General features: G+C 61.7%; 14 protein-coding genes, 1 tRNA gene and 1 pseudogene. 6 read left to right on the forward strand and 10 right to left on the reverse strand.

What is annotated here, in order from left to right; all coding sequences use genetic code 11:
- Positions 1-244: 244 nt before the first annotated feature.
- The 4 genes from E2K80_RS13895 to E2K80_RS13910 all read right to left on the reverse strand — a co-directional run bounded on the left by E2K80_RS13895 (position 245) and on the right by E2K80_RS13910 (position 3,754).
- Positions 245-321: transfer RNA gene (locus E2K80_RS13895), tRNA-Pro, on the reverse strand.
- A 296-nt stretch (positions 322-617) separates the two neighbouring features.
- Positions 618-1,619: a DMT family transporter gene (locus E2K80_RS13900; RefSeq protein WP_135375542.1), complete on the reverse strand. Its 1,002-nt coding sequence runs from the start codon at positions 1,617-1,619 to the stop codon at positions 618-620.
- 76 nt (positions 1,620-1,695) lie between these two features.
- Positions 1,696-2,799, reverse strand: a complete 1,104-nt coding sequence (leuB, locus tag E2K80_RS13905; RefSeq protein ID WP_135375543.1) for a 3-isopropylmalate dehydrogenase — start codon at positions 2,797-2,799, stop codon at positions 1,696-1,698.
- 58 nt (positions 2,800-2,857) lie between these two features.
- Positions 2,858-3,754 (reverse strand): LysR family transcriptional regulator, encoded by an 897-nt coding sequence (locus tag E2K80_RS13910; protein WP_135375544.1) that lies wholly within the window; start codon positions 3,752-3,754, stop codon positions 2,858-2,860.
- 96 nt (positions 3,755-3,850) lie between these two features.
- Here E2K80_RS13910 and E2K80_RS13915 point away from each other — a divergent pair, with 96 nt between their 5' ends.
- Positions 3,851-4,708 (forward strand): epimerase, encoded by an 858-nt coding sequence (locus tag E2K80_RS13915; RefSeq protein ID WP_135375545.1) that lies wholly within the window; start codon positions 3,851-3,853, stop codon positions 4,706-4,708.
- A gap of 84 nt (positions 4,709-4,792) precedes the next feature.
- On the opposite strand, the pseudogene E2K80_RS20095 reads toward E2K80_RS13915, so the two are convergent.
- From E2K80_RS20095 to E2K80_RS13935, 4 genes and pseudogenes are all read right to left on the reverse strand, one after another.
- Positions 4,793-5,727, reverse strand: a pseudogene (locus E2K80_RS20095) (endonuclease/exonuclease/phosphatase family protein).
- A 110-nt stretch (positions 5,728-5,837) separates the two neighbouring features.
- Positions 5,838-6,680 carry a hypothetical protein gene (locus E2K80_RS13925; protein ID WP_135375546.1) on the reverse strand — a complete coding sequence of 281 codons (843 nt, stop codon included), beginning with the start codon at positions 6,678-6,680 and terminating at the stop codon, positions 5,838-5,840.
- 253 nt (positions 6,681-6,933) lie between these two features.
- Positions 6,934-7,539: a 3-isopropylmalate dehydratase small subunit gene (leuD, locus tag E2K80_RS13930; RefSeq protein WP_135375547.1), complete on the reverse strand. Its 606-nt coding sequence runs from the start codon at positions 7,537-7,539 to the stop codon at positions 6,934-6,936.
- 74 nt (positions 7,540-7,613) lie between these two features.
- A complete protein-coding gene (locus E2K80_RS13935; protein ID WP_238475541.1) occupies positions 7,614-8,423 on the reverse strand; it encodes a DUF4198 domain-containing protein in 810 nt (269 codons plus the stop codon).
- 55 nt (positions 8,424-8,478) lie between these two features.
- On the opposite strand from E2K80_RS13935, the gene E2K80_RS13940 reads away from it, so the two are divergent.
- Both E2K80_RS13940 and E2K80_RS13945 read left to right on the forward strand, forming a co-directional pair.
- Positions 8,479-9,573, forward strand: coding sequence for a HupE/UreJ family protein (locus E2K80_RS13940; protein ID WP_238475542.1), 1,095 nt, complete (start codon positions 8,479-8,481; stop codon positions 9,571-9,573).
- A gap of 26 nt (positions 9,574-9,599) precedes the next feature.
- The gene (locus tag E2K80_RS13945) at positions 9,600-10,811 is read left to right on the forward strand and encodes an MFS transporter (protein ID WP_135375550.1); all 1,212 of its coding nucleotides are present in this window, start codon (positions 9,600-9,602) and stop codon (positions 10,809-10,811) included.
- A 53-nt stretch (positions 10,812-10,864) separates the two neighbouring features.
- Here E2K80_RS13945 and leuC read toward each other — a convergent pair whose 3' ends face one another.
- The gene (gene leuC / locus E2K80_RS13950; protein WP_135375551.1) at positions 10,865-12,271 is read right to left on the reverse strand and encodes a 3-isopropylmalate dehydratase large subunit; all 1,407 of its coding nucleotides are present in this window, start codon (positions 12,269-12,271) and stop codon (positions 10,865-10,867) included.
- 285 nt (positions 12,272-12,556) lie between these two features.
- Here leuC and E2K80_RS13955 point away from each other — a divergent pair, with 285 nt between their 5' ends.
- Complete coding sequence (locus tag E2K80_RS13955) at positions 12,557-13,105, forward strand: NADPH-dependent FMN reductase (RefSeq protein ID WP_135375552.1); 549 nt, start codon at positions 12,557-12,559, stop codon at positions 13,103-13,105.
- A gap of 82 nt (positions 13,106-13,187) precedes the next feature.
- Here E2K80_RS13955 and E2K80_RS13960 read toward each other — a convergent pair whose 3' ends face one another.
- Positions 13,188-14,228 (reverse strand): NAD(P)/FAD-dependent oxidoreductase, encoded by a 1,041-nt coding sequence (locus tag E2K80_RS13960; RefSeq protein WP_135375553.1) that lies wholly within the window; start codon positions 14,226-14,228, stop codon positions 13,188-13,190.
- Between the two features lie 173 nt (positions 14,229-14,401).
- Between E2K80_RS13960 and mnmD the strand changes: the two genes are divergently transcribed.
- Complete coding sequence (gene mnmD, locus E2K80_RS13965) at positions 14,402-15,073, forward strand: tRNA (5-methylaminomethyl-2-thiouridine)(34)-methyltransferase MnmD (protein WP_135375554.1); 672 nt, start codon at positions 14,402-14,404, stop codon at positions 15,071-15,073.
- On the forward strand, positions 15,070-15,945 hold the full coding sequence (locus E2K80_RS13970) for a DMT family transporter (RefSeq protein WP_135375555.1): 876 nt from the start codon (positions 15,070-15,072) through the stop codon (positions 15,943-15,945). The genes mnmD and E2K80_RS13970 overlap by 4 nt, the downstream gene beginning before the upstream one ends.
- Positions 15,946-16,048: the final 103 nt, after the last annotated feature.

Below are 16,048 nucleotides of genomic sequence, written 5' to 3' on the forward strand. Positions count from 1 at the left end.
CGGCTGCGCCTGCGGGTCGCACCACCCCTGTTGAATTGCATTGCCCCCTCCCGCGTTCGCCACATGGCAGATTTGCAGAAACTGGCGCCTGCGGCGTCTGACCTTCAAATCGCCCCTGATTTCCCGGTTGGATGGTCAGGGCAAACGCAACAAACCGACAAGTCAGAATAACGCAATGGATAGGTAAAGAGGAAAGGTTTTGGCGCAAAAGGCAAAACCATATGTCGCCTCACACCTTATCATCTGGTCGGGCTGAGAGGATTCGAACCTCCGACCCCCTGCTCCCGAAGCAGGTGCGCTACCAGGCTGCGCCACAGCCCGACCGTGAGGCGCGGGATAGCCGGGGTGGCGGGGCAATGCAAGGGGGCTGGCACGAGCAGAGGGCGGTGAGAGTGGAGAAGGGTCGCCAGACCTATAGCTTTTCGGGTTTACCCTGAAACAGACGGTCTCGAAAACCGCGTTCGGGCCAAAGGCGAGAGGCCGCTTTTTTCGATCCAAGGCTTGCCCGAAACGCTTTACAGCATGCTGCCTTAAACCTGAGACATCGCGCATCACAAATGTCCCGGGAACGCGAAGCGTGGCAGGGTATTTGTGAGTCAAGTTTAAGGCAGGGTGCTTTAGCCTGTTGTGTTATCTTCCGGTGGCTGTGATCTTAGGCCGCGTTGTTCCTCACTCAGAAACTGCCCGACCCGGGGGGCGACCGGCGTGCCGCTGCGCGACCGGGTGCGCAGAACCGGGGTGGTGCGCGAGGTGCCGCCCTGACCTTCGCGCAGCACGATATAGAGACCCGAGGCGATGATGATGCCGGTGCCGATCAGCGTGGACCGGCTGAGCGTTTCGTCAAACAGCAAGATGCCATAAAGGCTTGCCCAGATGATCTGTGAATACTGCATCGGGGCGACGATCACGGCCTGGGCATGGCGATAGGCCAGGATCAGGCATGTGCTGGCAACCAGGGCCATTGTGGCAATGATGGCCGAGGCGCCGATATCTATAATCGGCATCGGTTCATAGACAAAAGGCAGGGCGGCGCCCATCAGCACGAAATTCGCCATCATCGGATAGAGGATCAGAACAACACTGCGTTCCTCGCGCCCGATCTTTCGCACGATGACCGAGGCAAAGGCCCCGGTTGCAGCGGCGGTGAGGGCCGCGAAATGGCCCAGTTGCAATTCAGTGCTGCCGGGTTGCAGCACAACCATCACACCGCCCAGCCCGACCAGAACCGCAATGCCCCGGCGCCAGCCCACCTTTTCCCCCAGCATCGGGATCGCAAGGACCGTGATCAGCAGGGGTGCGGCAAAGAGGATCGCATAGACCTGCGCCAGCGGCAGGGCCGAGAAGGCGAAGAACGCACCAACCCCGGTCAGAACAGAGGCGCATGTGCGCGCAGCGGTCCACCAGGGGTGGCGCGGGCGCAGATGCCCGCCGGATGCATCGCGCATCAGCAGGAAGGTGATGATGGGAAAGCCGAACAGAACGCTGAAAAACACGATCTGAAACGGCGAATAGGATGCGCCCAGATATTTGATGACCACGTCATGGGTCGCAAAGACCCCAAAGGCCACAAGCGCGAATAACGCGCCGCGAAGATTTGTGTTGGCGGTCTGCTCGGTCATCCTGCATGTACGGATACGCGATCAGACGCGTATCTCAAGGGCCGAGCGTGCCAAAGGGTCAACTATCTGCGTCGGGTCAGACAGATGATGCCAATTTCGTCACAATCGCATCGCCCATTTCACTGGTGCTGACCGGGGTCACACCCTCTTCGCCCAGCAAATCAGCCGTGCGCAACCCATCGGCCAGCACATCTTCGATGGCTTTTTCCAGCCGGTCGGCCTCCCCCCCCTGATCGAAGCTGTAGCGCAGGGCCATGGCAAAGCTGAGGATGCAGGCGATCGGATTGGCCTTGCCCTGACCCGCGATATCGGGGGCAGAGCCGTGAACCGGTTCATACATCGCCTTGGGCCGCCCGTTTTCCATCGGCGCGCCCAGCGAGGCCGAGGGCAACATGCCAAGCGAACCGGTCAGCATCGCGGCCAGATCAGACAGAAGATCACCGAACAGATTATCGGTCACGATCACGTCGAACTGTTTGGGCCAGCGGGTCAATTGCATCGCGCCCGCATCGGCATACATGTGGCTCAGCTCCACATCCGGGTAATCCTTGTCGCCCACCTCCTGCACGACCTCGCGCCAGAGGATACCGCTTTCCATCACATTGGCCTTCTCCATCGAGCACAGCTTGTTGCCCCGCTTCCGGGCCAGTTCAAACGCCGATCGCGCCACCCTTTCGATCTCGGATTCCGTGTAACGCTGGGTGTTGATCCCGACCCGTTCATTGCCTTCGGTGTGAATGCCGCGCGGTTCGCCGAAATAGACGCCCGAGGTCAGTTCGCGCACGATCATGATGTCGAGACCGGCAACCACATCTTTCTTGAGACTGCTGAAATCCGCCAGCGCGTCGAAACACTGCGCCGGGCGCAGGTTTGCGTAAAGGTCCATCTCCTTGCGCAGACGCAGAAGCCCGCGTTCCGGTTTCACGCTGAAATCAAGCGTATCGTATTTCGGCCCGCCAACGGCGCCCAGCAGAACCGCATCCACCTCTTGCGCGCGGGCCATGGTATCGTCGTGCAACGGGGTGCCATGGGCATCATAGGCGGCCCCGCCCACCAGATCCTCGGACACATCGAAGGCCAGACCGCGACTGCCGAACCAGTCGATGATTTTGCGCACCTCGGTCATCACTTCGGGGCCGATGCCGTCGCCGGGCAGGATCAGGAGAGAGTGGTTGGTCATTGCTGCGAAATCCTTCGAAAATATGTTGCCCCTGCGGTACAAGCTGCGCCTTCGGGGGTCAAGAAACCACGCGGGCCAGACCATGGGCCAGCGCATCCCAGGCCGCTGCAACCCTGGGCGTATGGCGCAGGCTTTCATGGCAGGTCAGCCAGACAGGCAGGGTCGGAACGGGCGTATCGGGCAGAACCTGCACCAGATCCGGGTCGGTGGCGGCCACGGCGGCCTGGCCCAGCCCGATGCCAAGACCCGCGCGCAGCAGCGCCCAGTTGGTGATCTGGTCATCGCAGCGCAGCGCAAAGAAAGACCGGTCGATATCAAGGCCCGCATCGCGGAAACCGCGCAGGATCCGGTCATCCCGATCATAGCCAAGCACATCATGGTCAAACAGGTCTTCGATGCGCTCCGGCATCGGGCGCTTGGCGAAATAGCGGCGATGGGCATAAAGACCGAGCGGCAGATCGCCCAGATGACGGGTGATCATGTCAAGCTGTTCCGGGCGATACATCCGCAGCGCGATATCGGCCTCGTGAAACAGCAGGTTTTCCGTCTGGTCCGACGCGGTGAGGTCAATGTCGATCTCGGGGTGTCTTTGGCGCAGATCGGCCAGTATCGGCGGCAACAGAAAGCAGGACACAAAGGTGGAGGCCGTGATCCGCACCGATCCGGCAAGCTGGCTGTCATGGCCAGCGGCGATCAGGCCGATCTGACCGGCAGCCTCGGCCATGGCGCGGGCGGCGGGGCGCAGGGCCTGACCGAATGCGGTCAGGTGCAGGCCTTTCGGGTGACGTTCAAACACCGCGCTGCCCAGGGCCTGATCCAGCGCGCGGATCTGGCGGCCAAGCGTGGGCTGGCTGAGCCCGAGCTGGCGCGCGGCAGCAGAAAGCGACCCGGTGTCCGCCACGCTGAGAAAGGCGCGGATCAGGGACCAGTCGAGCGAGGTGATCGGATTATCCATTCATATATGAATATCAGAAAGACGGTTTTTGGGAATATCGTAAAATTCATGAATGCATATATCCGGGTCAGGCATGGATAATCAGGGAGAGCCACCATGGCAAAGACAGTGTTGATACTGGGACCGACGGGCCGGTTCGGGCGCCATGCGATGGCGGCATTTCGGGCCGCAGGCTGGGATGTTACCGCCTATGACCGCAAGACCGGTGACCTTACGGGGGCCGCGCAGGGCATGGATGTCATCGTGAATGGCTGGAACCCGCCCTACAGCAAATGGGCGGCGCTGTTGCCCGGGCTGACCGCACAGGTGATCGCCGCGGCACGGGCCAGCGGGGCCACCGTGATGCAGGCGGGCAATATCTATACCTACGGGTTTGGTCAGACGATGCCCGCGATTGTCGGCCCCGATATGCCACAACGGGCCACAAACCCGCTTGGGAGGTTGCGGATCGAAATGGAGCAGAGCTATCACGATGCGGATATTCAGGTGATCCTGCTCAGGGGCGGGGATTTTCTGGATGACCGGGCCTCGGCCGGGTGGTTCGACAGGATCATCGCCAAACAGGCACATCGCGGAAAGCTCAGCTATCCCGGCGCGCTGGACCAGTCCCATGCCTGGGCCTATCTGCCCGATATGGCCGCCACCCTGCCACGGCTGGCCGAGATGCGCGGGGATTTGGGCGGGGTCACCGATCTTGCCTTTGGCGGCTATACGCTGAGCGCAAGGCAACTGGCCCGGGCCTGTGGCGCAGCCCTCGGACGCGACATGGCGGTTTCGCGGATGTCATGGTTTCCGATCCATCTTGCCCGGCCGGTCTGGGCCCAGGCGAAACACCTGCTTGAAATGCGCTATCTCTGGGATCAGCCGCATCAGGTGGATGGCAGCGCGCTGAACGCCCTGTTGCCCGATCTGGTGGACACCCCGGTGGAGGATGCCCTGCGGAGTGCCTTATAACGTCAGGTTGGATTTACAGCAAAATCCGGGCACCGGAATTCTCGAGAATTCCATATGGAAAACTGGAGTTTTCCACCTGCGGCTCTAGAATTCCAGATCGACCCAGACCAGCCGATGGTCTGAGGCGGCAGCCACAACAGACAGGGGCGGGGTTGCGGTGTCATCTTCCGGCCAGATCACCCCGCTTGCGCTGACCTGCAAACCTGCGGCGGGCAGGATGTAATCCACCCGCAGATCGCCGGGGCTTGGCTCGTCCCAATCGGCGGTAGCGGTGCCACCCATTGCACTGGTTGGCACCGGGTCTTGCAGGGCGGCATGGTTCAGCAGGGCGCGCAATGGCCCGGGGCGGCCTTCCCCCCTGTCCGGGTCGATATTCAATGTGCCCATCAGGGCGAAGCGGGGGGCGGTGAAACCGGCGCCCCCGGGAACCATCCGTCAAGATATAATTGCCAGAAGCGCAGCTCATCGGCGTTGCGCAGACCGTTGCGATCTTCCGGGCCGTCGAAGACCGGGGGCGTGGCATGGAGTGCGAGAATATGGAAAGCCGCGCCATCGGGCAGGCGCAGGGGCACATCCCAGGCCGCGACCGATGCCAGACGTTGCAGCGCCAGCGCCTCGGGTTGCAGAACCTGTGCCGAGGTACTGTCAGGCAGATCGGCCCAGAGAAAGTTTGAGAAATCACGCAGCGCGCCGGTATCAACTGGCCAGCGTGACAACAGCGCCATACCCCCCTGGCCGTTGAACCGGCCATAGCCCTGCGCATCGCGCGCGTCTCCCACCCTGCCATTGCCGTCGATATCCAGCCCGGTCGGCCGCCCCGTATTGGGCCGCAGCATCAGCCGGTAAGGATAGGGATGCCCATGCGTGCCAAGCGCCTCTGCCAGTGCTGTCAGCCCATGGCCGTTTGCATCGTAATCCACATCCTGAAGCAGCAGAATATCCGCATCGGCTGCCGCGATCACATCAAGCGTGGCCCGGATCCGGGGGTCAGGCTCGGGATCGGTCAGGTCTGACAACATCAGACCGGGGCCGTCGCGGGACAGGCGGGTGTGGAAATTGGCAAGGCGCAGACTGTCTGCCAGCGCGGGGAGGGACAGCACCAGGCCGAGGGCAAGGAACAGGCGCGGGATCAGGCTGGCATAAACCGGTCTTCGGGCTCGAAATAGGCGACCAGACGTTTGCGCCGGGCAATGATCATATCGGCGACGCGTGCCATCGCCATGCCGCGCATGAACAAGGTAAGCGGCAGAAACATCCATAACGCGACCACCCAGACCATGGTTTGCGGCGAGGTTACAATCGACACGTCCAGCTGCGCCGTGCCGATCCGCAGCAGAACCGGAATGAAGTAGGTCAGCAAGAACCCTAACAAAATGTTAATCCGGGAGTCCCGGATCAGACGTGTCACCACATCGCCGCCGGTGGTCGGGTCGAATGTGGGCAGGTTGACCCAGACATTGAAGGCCGATTGCCGGTTCGGCCATTGCTGCATCCGCACCAGAATGGCAAAGGCCGACAGGGTGACCAGACCGATCAGGGCGGCCAGCCCGGTCATGATCTGCAAATCTACGATCTGTCGCGCACCGGCATCTGCCGATATCTCAGCGATGAACAGGTTCAGCGGGCTGAACGGAAAGTCCAGCGCCTGACTGATCACCAGACCCGTGGCATTGATCACCAGCGACAGGGTGGAGACCTGGCTATCCGTATCGACAACGACGCTGAGCGCGAAAAGCGCGATGAACAAAGAGACCACGCGGACCCTGTTGAATGGCGGGGCGTCACGAAATTCAATCAGGCCCGGATAGGTGGAGGCATATTCAGAGAATACGAAAGCCCCGGCAAAGAGCCCGATCAGTGTGACGATCTGTGTCGTCTCCGGGCTGGTGCCCGGTATCAGCAAAGATGGCGTGGATATGACGATCAAAACGACAACCGCCCGAACCACAGCACCTGATAGCTGTGCGATCACTGACTTTCATCCTCAACCCGGACGGACCCGGTTCATGCCGGCCCCTTATTCCATATGTTCACCCCAACCTGCCCGTTGGAATGCCTCAACACCGATAATCTTGCCGATATTCATATCACGAGGCAAGGCTATGATTTCCTGCATGGAATCGAAACGGCGCTTTTGGTCTGCAAACTGTCCCCCGATTGCATCACCTGTGTGCCGGGTTAGGTGTTGCCAAAAGAGTATACGCTAAATGTGGTACCCGCGCGGGTCAGACCCACGGACGTTCCGCGCCTGCTTTGGCCTCAAAGCTGGCAATTGCCCCTGACTTTTCCATCGTCAGGCCGATATCGTCGAGCCCGTTCAGCAGACAATGTTTCTTATGGGCATCCACCTCGAACGCAAACACCTCCCCGTCGGACGAGGTGATGGTCTGGGCCTCCAGATCAACGGTCATCCGCGCGTTGGCACCTTTCTCGGCATCTTTCATCAACAGATCCACCTGCTCCTGCGGAAGGGTGATCGGCAGAATGCCGTTCTTGAAGCAGTTGTTGAAAAAGATATCGGCAAAACCGGGGGAAATGACGCAGCGGATACCGAAATCCTTGATCGCCCAGGGCGCATGCTCGCGAGAGGAGCCGCAGCCGAAATTGTCGCCGGCCACCAGAATTTCGGCGGTGCGATAGGCGGGCTGGTTCAGCACGAATCCGGGAATTTCCCTGCCGTCATCATCAAACCGCATCTCGTCAAAGAGATTTGCGCCAAGACCAGAGCGTTTGATGGTTTTCAGGAACTGTTTCGGGATGATCATATCGGTGTCGATATTGATCATCGGCATGGGGGCGGCGATGCCCGTCAGCGTGGTGAACTTGTCCATCTGGCGTCTCCTTCGGCTAGGGCCACGGGATAGCGCGTTGCCCGGGCGGGAGCAAGCGGCGCTCAACACCCAGATCAGGGCACCTGAAATGTCAAAGAGGCCCATCGGGTCAACCACACTGCATCATCGGGGCCAGATGGCTCAACCGGTTCCAGAACCACGGCATCCGCAAGATATGTATGGCCCCGGGTGACCGGCAGGGTGACGATGCCCGAATTGTCGGTGCGATGCAGGGTGTTCTCCACCGCGCCATCGGGCGCGCGGTCAAAAAGCTCCACCTGCGCATCGGCGCGCGGCGTGCCGTTCAGAAAGACCTGCACGGGCATCCCGGCGGCAAGATCCTCCATATAGGGATTGGCCAGCGCCACAATCTCGGTCGCCAAACCAACCTGCCGGTCCGCGCCAGCCCCGTCACCGATTGCCACAAGACTTTTGGCATAGCGGATATAGACCTCGCGGAACCCTTCCCGCGGCAGGGCGCGGGCGTCGTGCAGTGCGGCCACATCCCCGAAATCCTTATGCGCGGCGAAACGCAGAAACCTGTCCCAGTCCGTATAGGTCAGGTGGCTGGCGGTGGTTTCATGGGTGATGATGGCCAGCCCATCCCCCAAACCATCCATGACCAGGGCAGGATTATCGCCAAGGCGACCCTCAACCGCGGTCACGGTTTCCCGCTGAATGACATCAAACCGTTCAAAATTTTGCGGCAGATAGGACAGGCTGACACCCGAAAACGCCTGCCCGACGCGCAATTGCGCTGTTAAAGAGGCCATGGGCGCCATCCTGAACGCAGCAGGTTCGATCCAGAATTCATGGGCAAGGCCCTTGCCCGCGTTAAAATTCAGGACAAAGGTAAAGGTGAGGGCGAGAAGGAGAAATCGCATGATATCCGCCATTGTAAAGTCTGAGTATAGCTTGGTGCGTTGTCTGGTACTGTCAATGGCATGGCTTCTGACCTCAATCAGCGGCGGGGCCGCGCATGAGATTCGCGCCGCGGTGGCCGATGTGGAGGTCACGACAGAGGATGTGAGGATAAGCATCCGGTTGTCGCTGGAGCCATTGATCGCCGGGATCAACCTGGACGGGCTGGTGAATACCAACGAGTCGCCCGAGGCCGCGTTTCACGACCAGTTGCGCGCCGAGGAACCAGCCGAGCTTGAGGATGCCCTGCGGGAGAACTGGGACCGGATTTCTGACGGGATTGTGATTGAAACCGGCGGTGAACTGCTGCACCCCGAGATTGTTGGCGTGACTATTCACGAGGTGGGGAATGTCGAGCTGCCAAGGGATTCGGTGCTGGTCTTGCAGGCTCATCTGCCCAGGGGAATGGACCCGGTGCAGATCGGCTGGGATGCAAGTTACGGAGAACTGGTGCTGCGTCAGGTCGGTGGCGGCGATGCGGCCTATACCGGGTTTCTGATTGGCGGCGCCATGTCAGAGCCCCTGCCGCGTGCCGAGATTCTGACCGAAGATGCAGGCGCGGTTTTCCTGCGATACATCCTGGCCGGGTTCGAACACATCATCCCGCTTGGCCTTGATCATATTCTGTTTGTGCTGGGGCTGTTCTTCTTTTCCCTGCATATCCGTCCGTTGCTCTATCAGGTCACGGCCTTCACAATTGCCCATACGATCACCCTGGCCCTGGCCAGTCTTGGGATTGTCAGTATCCCGCCCGGCGTGGTGGAGCCCCTGATCGCGGCCTCGATTGTCTATGTCGGGGTCGAAAATGCCCTTGGCTGGGGCAATGTGGGGGGCAGAACCGCATTGGTCTTTGGCTTCGGCCTGCTGCACGGGCTGGGCTTTGCCAGCGTGCTGGGCGATTTCGGCATTGCCTCGGGCCGGTTTGGCGTGGCTTTGCTCGGCTTCAATGTCGGGGTCGAACTGGGGCAATTGGCGGTGATCGCGATCGCGTTCCTGATTGTCGGGCTGTGGTTCGGCAAAAAGGATTTCTATCGGCCTTTCATTGCCGTTCCTGCCTCTGTCGCGATTGCGGCCATCGGCGCCTATTGGGTGGTGGAACGCACATTGCTCTGACCGCGCGACAGGGATAAGGCCCCTCCATGGGCCGATTTTTCAGTGAAAACCGCCGCTGGCTGGTTACGGGTCTGCTGCTGACCTTCGGCTCTTCCTTCGGGCAGACCTGGTTCATCTCGCTGTTTGCAGGTGAGATCCGTGCGGAATACGGGTTGAGTGACGGGCAATGGGGCGCGCTTTATACATTTGCCACGCTCAGTTCGGCCCTGCTGCTGCTCAGCCGGGGATCGCTGGCCGACACAATGGCCTTTTCCCGGCTGGTGCCTCTGGTGGCGGGGATGTTCGCACTGGCGGCTGTGGCGATGGCCTTTGGCAATACGATCTGGGTTCTGGGGATCGCCGTGTTTCTGCTCAGGTTCTGTGGGCAGGGCATGTTCGGCCATATTGCGGCGACGGCCATGGGGCGCTGGTTTGTGGCCACACGCGGGCGCGCCGTTGCGATCACCAATCTGGGCTATCCCATGGGCGAGATGGTGTTGCCGCTGGCGGTGGTTCTGCTGATCGGCGGGATCGGCTGGCGCGAAACCTGGGCTGTGACCGCCGGGGGGATTGTGCTGGTGCTGTTGCCTGCGCTGATCCTGCTGCTGGCGGAGGATCGCACGCCTTCGGGCATGACGGTCACGACGGACGAGACCGCAGGGCTTGAGGGGCGCCACTGGACGCGGGGCCAGGTGTTGCGGCATGGGCTGTTTCTGGCGCTGATCCCGCTGATCCTGACGCCCGGTTTCATCGGCACGGTGGTGTTCTTCCATCAGGTTCATGTGGCCGGGATCAAAGGCTGGACCCTGACACAGATGGCCCCTGCCTATCCGGTCTTTGCAAGCGTGACCGTTGTGACATCGCTGGTGTCCGGGTGGGCGATGGACCGGTTCGGCGCCGACCGGTTCCTGCCCGTCACCCTGATCCCCATGGGGGTGGCGATGTTTCTGATCGGCCCGGCGGAAAGCCCGTGGCACTGGGTTTCCGCGCTTGGGATCATGGCGCTGACCCAGGGCATGACCGGCACGTTATGGGGTGCGTTCCTGCCGATGATCTACGGCACCGCCCATCTGGGGTCGGTGCGGGCGATTGTGACCGCGCTGATGGTGTTTGCCACCGCGATCGGGCCGGGGCTGACCGGGCTGCTGATCGACTGGGGCATCCCGTTCCCCGATCAGGGGATGGCGATGGGGCTGTGGTGTCTGGCGCTGGCCGCAGTGATGCTGCCTGTAAGCCTGCGCCTGCGATCTGCGCTGTAGCCGGAAAACGCGCGTTTTCCGGCCCGGATTGCACGTGCAATCCGGGCTGGTGCTCACATCATTTCACGCACATCTGTCAGCCGCCCGGTCACGGCCGCAGCCGCAGCCATCGCCGGTGACATCAGATGGGTGCGCCCGCCCCGGCCCTGCCGCCCCTCGAAATTCCGGTTCGAGGTCGCGGCGCAGCGTTCCCCCGGGGACAGTTGATCGGGGTTCATCGCCAGACACATGGAACAGCCCGCAAGCCGCCATTCAAACCCGGCCTCTTTAAAGATATCCGCCAGACCCTCTTCCTCGGCCTGGGCACGCACAAGGCCGGAGCCCGGGACAACCATCGCCCGCAACCCGTCTTTGATCTTCTTGCCTTTCAGGATCGCGGCCGCGGCCCGCAAATCCTCGATCCGGCCATTGGTGCAGGAGCCGATGAAAACCGTATCAACCTTGATCGCGGCCAAGGGGGTGCCCGGTGTCAGAGCCATGTAATCAAGGCTGCGCTGCGCGGCGTCCACTTTGCCGCCGTTGAAATCCTCTGCCGCGGGCACGGTGCTGGTGATTGGCAGCACGTCTTCGGGGGAGGTGCCCCAGGTCACCACCGGCGCGATGTCTTCGCCCCGGATTGTCACGATCTTGTCCCAATGGGCATCCTCGTCGGAATAGAGCGTTTTCCACCAGGCAAGCGCCGCTTCCCACTGGGCGCCTTTCGGCGCGTGGGGCCGACCTTTGACATAGTCGAATGTGGTTTCATCCGGCGCGATCAGACCCGCCCTTGCGCCGCCTTCAATCGCCATGTTGCAGACCGTCATCCGGCCTTCCATCGACAATGCGCGGATCGCCTCACCGCAATATTCGATCACATACCCGGTGCCGCCGGCGGTGCCGGTCTCGCCGATCACCGACAGGGTGATATCCTTGGCGGTGACGCCGGGGGCCAGTTTGCCGGTGATCTCCACCTTCATGTTCTTGCCCTTGCGCTGGATCAGCGTTTGCGTGGCCAGCACATGTTCCACCTCGGATGTGCCGATACCATGGGCCAGCGCGCCAAAAGCCCCGTGGGTGGCGGTGTGGCTGTCGCCGCAGACCACGGTCATACCCGGCAGGGTCCAGCCCTGTTCCGGCCCGACGATATGCACGATGCCCTGACGGATATCACTGACCGGGTAGTAATGGATGCCGAAATCGCGCGCGTTCCTGTCCAGCGCCTCGACCTGAATGCGGCTGTCTTCATTGTCGATATGGGTGTCGCGGCCATCGGTCGTGGGCACGTTATGGTCCGGCACGGCGATGGTCTTGTCCGGTGCATGCACATCCCGGCCTGCCATCCGCAGCCCTTCAAAGGCCTGTGGGCTGGTGACCTCATGCACCAGATGGCGGTCGATATACAGCAGGCAGGTGCCATCCTCGGCCTCATGGGCCAGATGGGCATCCCAGATTTTGTCATAGAGCGTTTTGGAGGCGGTCATGTTGCGCGGTCCTCGGGGCTGAGGGGTATCTGAAAAGGCGGAAACGGGATCAGACGGTGCGCCGTCGCCCCCGTATCGCGCCGAGCTGGCCAAAGAACCGCCAGGGCAGGCGGGCGCGGTCACCGATGTTGAAAACCCGTATCATGACAGGGCAGATACACCTGCATAGGGCCTCTCGCAAGGGCTGCGCCTGTCCGATACCGGCCGGGAGCCGGGCAGGCGTTGTCATTATGCGCTTATGCAATAAGCTGACCCGGGTGGGGAATCTTCGAAAAAGGGGCTGTGATGGCATCGGGGACATTATTGGGTATCTCGGGGTCGCTGCGCGCGGCCTCGTTCAATCGCAAACTGTTGCGGGAAGCGGCGCGTCTGTTCGAGCCGGAGCAGTTTATCGAGGCCGATCTGCGGCTGCCGCTTTATGATGGCGATCTTGAGGAGGCGACAGGCATCCCGGCAAAGGTTCAGGTGCTGGCCGACCAGATCGCGGCGTCGGATGCGGTTGTGATCTCGGGCCCGGAATATAACAGCGCCATTTCAGGGGTTCTGAAAAACGCGCTGGATTGGGTGAGCCGGACAAAAAACAAACCCTGGGCAGGCAAGCCGCTGGCGATCATGTCGGCGGCGGCTGGCCGTACCGGAGGCGCGCGGTCGCAGTTTGCACTGCGCCATTGTCTGGTGGCCTTTCGCCCCAATCTGATACCCGGGCCGGAACTGATGGTGGCCGATGCCAGCGGGCAGTTTCAGGAGGATCGGCTGATCAATGAGGCTAATCTCGGCGCGTTGACAGAACTGATGGCGGAATTGCGTGTGGCTGCCGATTTGCCGGAAATCTGAACCCCGGCTTTTGCGGGGCGGTCGGAAGCCTCCGGCGGGGATATTTACCAAGCAGAGAAACCGGGACACAGATATCCGGGGATCAGGGTTTTGGCAGGCTCGCCTCGGGGCGGAAGCTGTCGGGGATATGGTCGTGGGCGTCGAGGATCAGATCGGCCATAAGCTCGCCAATCACCGGGGCCATGCCAAAGCCGATCTTGAAGCCGCCATTGGCGATGAACTGCCCCGGTTTTGTCGGGTGAGGACCCAGCATTGGTGCACGTGATCGGGCCCGGGGGCGCAACCCGGCCCAACGGGTGAGGACGGGGGCCTTGGCCAGCGGCGGGCAAAGCTGGCGGGCCTTGGTGATCAGGGTTTCCAGCCTGGCATCGGTGCCGTCGGGGGTGTCATAGACCCGCTCAGACGTGGAGCCGATGGCGGTGGTGCCATCCGCATGGGGGATGATGTGCAGCCCATCCGCGAAAAGCTGCGGCAGGCTGCGCCCGTCGAAACCAAGCAGGGCGGCCTGGCCTTTGACGCCAGTGCCCACGGGAGTGTTGAGCGTTTCCGACAGTTCCAGCAGGCCCGCCGCACCGGTGGCCCAGACCTGATGACCAGTGGCAATCCCGTCTGTCGTGATTCTGGCGCCGTTCCTGTCGAGGGCTTTGGCCAGAGCCATGGTTGCCCGACGCGGGTGCAGCCGCGCGGAGAGCGTGTCATGGATCAGCAGCCCGGTTGCGGAGCAGGCATAGGGGGCATAGGCCTCCTGCGGCACGATCTGCCAGTCAAAGCGGCCCTGCCAGAGGGTCCGCGCGGTTGCGGCGCGGGCTTCGGCCAGACGCAGCGCGGCGTCATCGGCAATCGGCTGCACCCGGCCAAACCGCGCATAACCGGGGTTTTCGCCGGACAGGTCGGCCACGCTGGCCCACACGGTTTCCGCCATGACCAGACTGTCGAACTGCATCTGTTTCTTGTCATTCCAGTTTTCCGGCGTGTGGGGGGCCAATGCCCCGACCAGCCCGCCGCTGGCCCCGGCCCCCGGCCCGTTCGGGTCGATGATCTGTACCGAAGCCCCCCGGCGGGCGCAGGCCCAGGCGATGGACAGGCCGAAAATTCCGGCGCCATGTATCGTCACATCGGCCATTGCCAATCCCCTGTCGCTTGTCCAAAGTCGCGCGCGATTTCACTGTAGAGCAGAACTCGTTTAATCTGTATCAAAATTCTCTGCCTCCGGGTCAGCAAGCTGCTGATCTCGAACGCGAATTTTGATGATCGATGGTGCAGAATAAAGCGATTTCGTTCTCATTAAGGCAGGCTATGACAAAGGGCCAGACAGAGCGTATTGACTGGCGCCCGGGGGATGTTCCGGTCTCGACCCTGTTTGATGACCCGTATTATTCGCTGGATAATGGATTGGCCGAAACCCGGCATGTGTTTCTGGCGGGCAATGATCTGCCGGGTCGGTTTCGCCCGGGGTTTCAGATTGCCGAACTTGGCTTTGGCACCGGGCTGAATTTTCTGACCGCCTTGCAGGCGTTTCGGGATGCGGGTCTGGGCGGGGTGTTGCGGTTTACCAGTTTTGAGGCCTATCCGATGCCGGTTGCCGCGATGACCCGCGCGTTGGCCCGGTTCCCCGATCTGCCGGGCGAATGCCTGATGGCAGGAGATGCATCTGCCCTGCCCACCCGAATCACCGGCGCGGATTTTGAGTTGCATGTGATCAAAGGCGATGCACGGGAGACCCTGCCGCAGTGGCAGGGCTGCGCCGATGCCTGGTTTCTGGACGGGTTTTCACCGGCAAGGAACCCGGAATTATGGGGTGGCGCATTGATGGATGCCGTGGCGCGGCACACAGTGCCGGGGGGGACATTTGCGACCTATACGGCGGCGGGGGATGTGCGCCGGGCGCTGGACGCGGCGGGGTTTGATGTCAGCCGCGTGCCGGGTTTCGGGCGCAAGCGGCATATGTCTTTGGGGCGGCGCAGATGACCGAGCAGAATACCCGGCTTGGCATCTGGCTGATGATCGCCACGACCTTCGTGTTTTCCATACAGGACGGGATCAGCCGGCATCTGGCGGCGGATTACAACGTGCTGATGGTGGTCATGATCCGCTATTGGTTCTTTGCCCTGTTTGTCATCACCATGGCCGCGCGGCAGGCCGGTGGCCTGCGCCGGGCGGCGGCAACGCGGCAACCGGTGTTGCAGATATTTCGCGGCGCCCTTCTGTCGCTTGAGATCTGCGTGATGATTGCCGGTTTCGTGCTGCTTGGGCTGGTGGAAAGCCATGCGGTTTTCGCCTGTTACCCGCTTTTGATCGCCGGTTTGTCAGGCGTGGTGCTGGGCGAAAACGTGGGCTGGCGCCGATGGGTGGCAATCGGTGTGGGGTTCATCGGTGTGCTGATCATCCTGCAACCGGGCCTGCGGGTGTTCGAGGCGGCAGCGCTGGTGCCGCTTGCCGCCGCTGTCATGTTCGCGCTTTACGGGCTGCTGACACGCTATGCCGCGCGCAGGGATGATGCGGCCACCAGCTTTTTCTGGACCGGGACGGTGGGCGCGGTGACGATGACGGTGATCGGCCTGTGGTTCTGGGAACCGATGAGCCTGCCGGACTGGGGCTGGATGGGGGCGCTTTGTGTTGTTGGCGCGCTTGGTCACTGGCTTCTGATCAGGGTCTATGAGGTGGCCGAGGCAAGTGCGGTGCAGCCTTTTGCCTATCTGCATCTGGTTTTTGTCTCAGCCATCGGGTTGACCGTGTTCGGAGAGACATTGCAGGCAAATGTCGTGATCGGCGCGGGGCTTGTGGTTGCTGCCGGGTTGTTCACCCTGTGGCGGGCGCGGACCCGGGCCAGAAACCTGTAGAGGAGTGCCCCTACAGCATGCTGCCTTAAACCTGAGACATCTCGCATCACAAATGTCCCGAGAACGCGAAGCGTGGCAGGGTATTTGTGAGTCAAGTTTAAGG

This window comes from Rhodophyticola sp. CCM32 (genome assembly GCF_004751985.1).
Taxonomy (GTDB): domain Bacteria; phylum Pseudomonadota; class Alphaproteobacteria; order Rhodobacterales; family Rhodobacteraceae; genus Rhodophyticola.

Coding starts and splice junctions, on each gene's coding strand:
- E2K80_RS13900 (WP_135375542.1), bottom strand. CDS start 1,619: ATGACCGAGCAGACCGCCAACACAAATCTTCGCGGCGCGTTATTCGCG.
- leuB (WP_135375543.1), bottom strand. CDS start 2,799: ATGACCAACCACTCTCTCCTGATCCTGCCCGGCGACGGCATCGGCCCC.
- E2K80_RS13910 (WP_135375544.1), bottom strand. CDS start 3,754: ATGGATAATCCGATCACCTCGCTCGACTGGTCCCTGATCCGCGCCTTT.
- E2K80_RS13915 (WP_135375545.1), top strand. CDS start 3,851: ATGGCAAAGACAGTGTTGATACTGGGACCGACGGGCCGGTTCGGGCGC.
- leuD (WP_135375547.1), bottom strand. CDS start 7,539: ATGGACAAGTTCACCACGCTGACGGGCATCGCCGCCCCCATGCCGATG.
- E2K80_RS13935 (WP_238475541.1), bottom strand. CDS start 8,423: ATGCGATTTCTCCTTCTCGCCCTCACCTTTACCTTTGTCCTGAATTTT.
- E2K80_RS13940 (WP_238475542.1), top strand. CDS start 8,479: ATGGCATGGCTTCTGACCTCAATCAGCGGCGGGGCCGCGCATGAGATT.
- E2K80_RS13945 (WP_135375550.1), top strand. CDS start 9,600: ATGGGCCGATTTTTCAGTGAAAACCGCCGCTGGCTGGTTACGGGTCTG.
- leuC (WP_135375551.1), bottom strand. CDS start 12,271: ATGACCGCCTCCAAAACGCTCTATGACAAAATCTGGGATGCCCATCTG.
- E2K80_RS13955 (WP_135375552.1), top strand. CDS start 12,557: ATGGCATCGGGGACATTATTGGGTATCTCGGGGTCGCTGCGCGCGGCC.
- E2K80_RS13960 (WP_135375553.1), bottom strand. CDS start 14,228: ATGGCCGATGTGACGATACATGGCGCCGGAATTTTCGGCCTGTCCATC.
- mnmD (WP_135375554.1), top strand. CDS start 14,402: ATGACAAAGGGCCAGACAGAGCGTATTGACTGGCGCCCGGGGGATGTT.
- E2K80_RS13970 (WP_135375555.1), top strand. CDS start 15,070: ATGACCGAGCAGAATACCCGGCTTGGCATCTGGCTGATGATCGCCACG.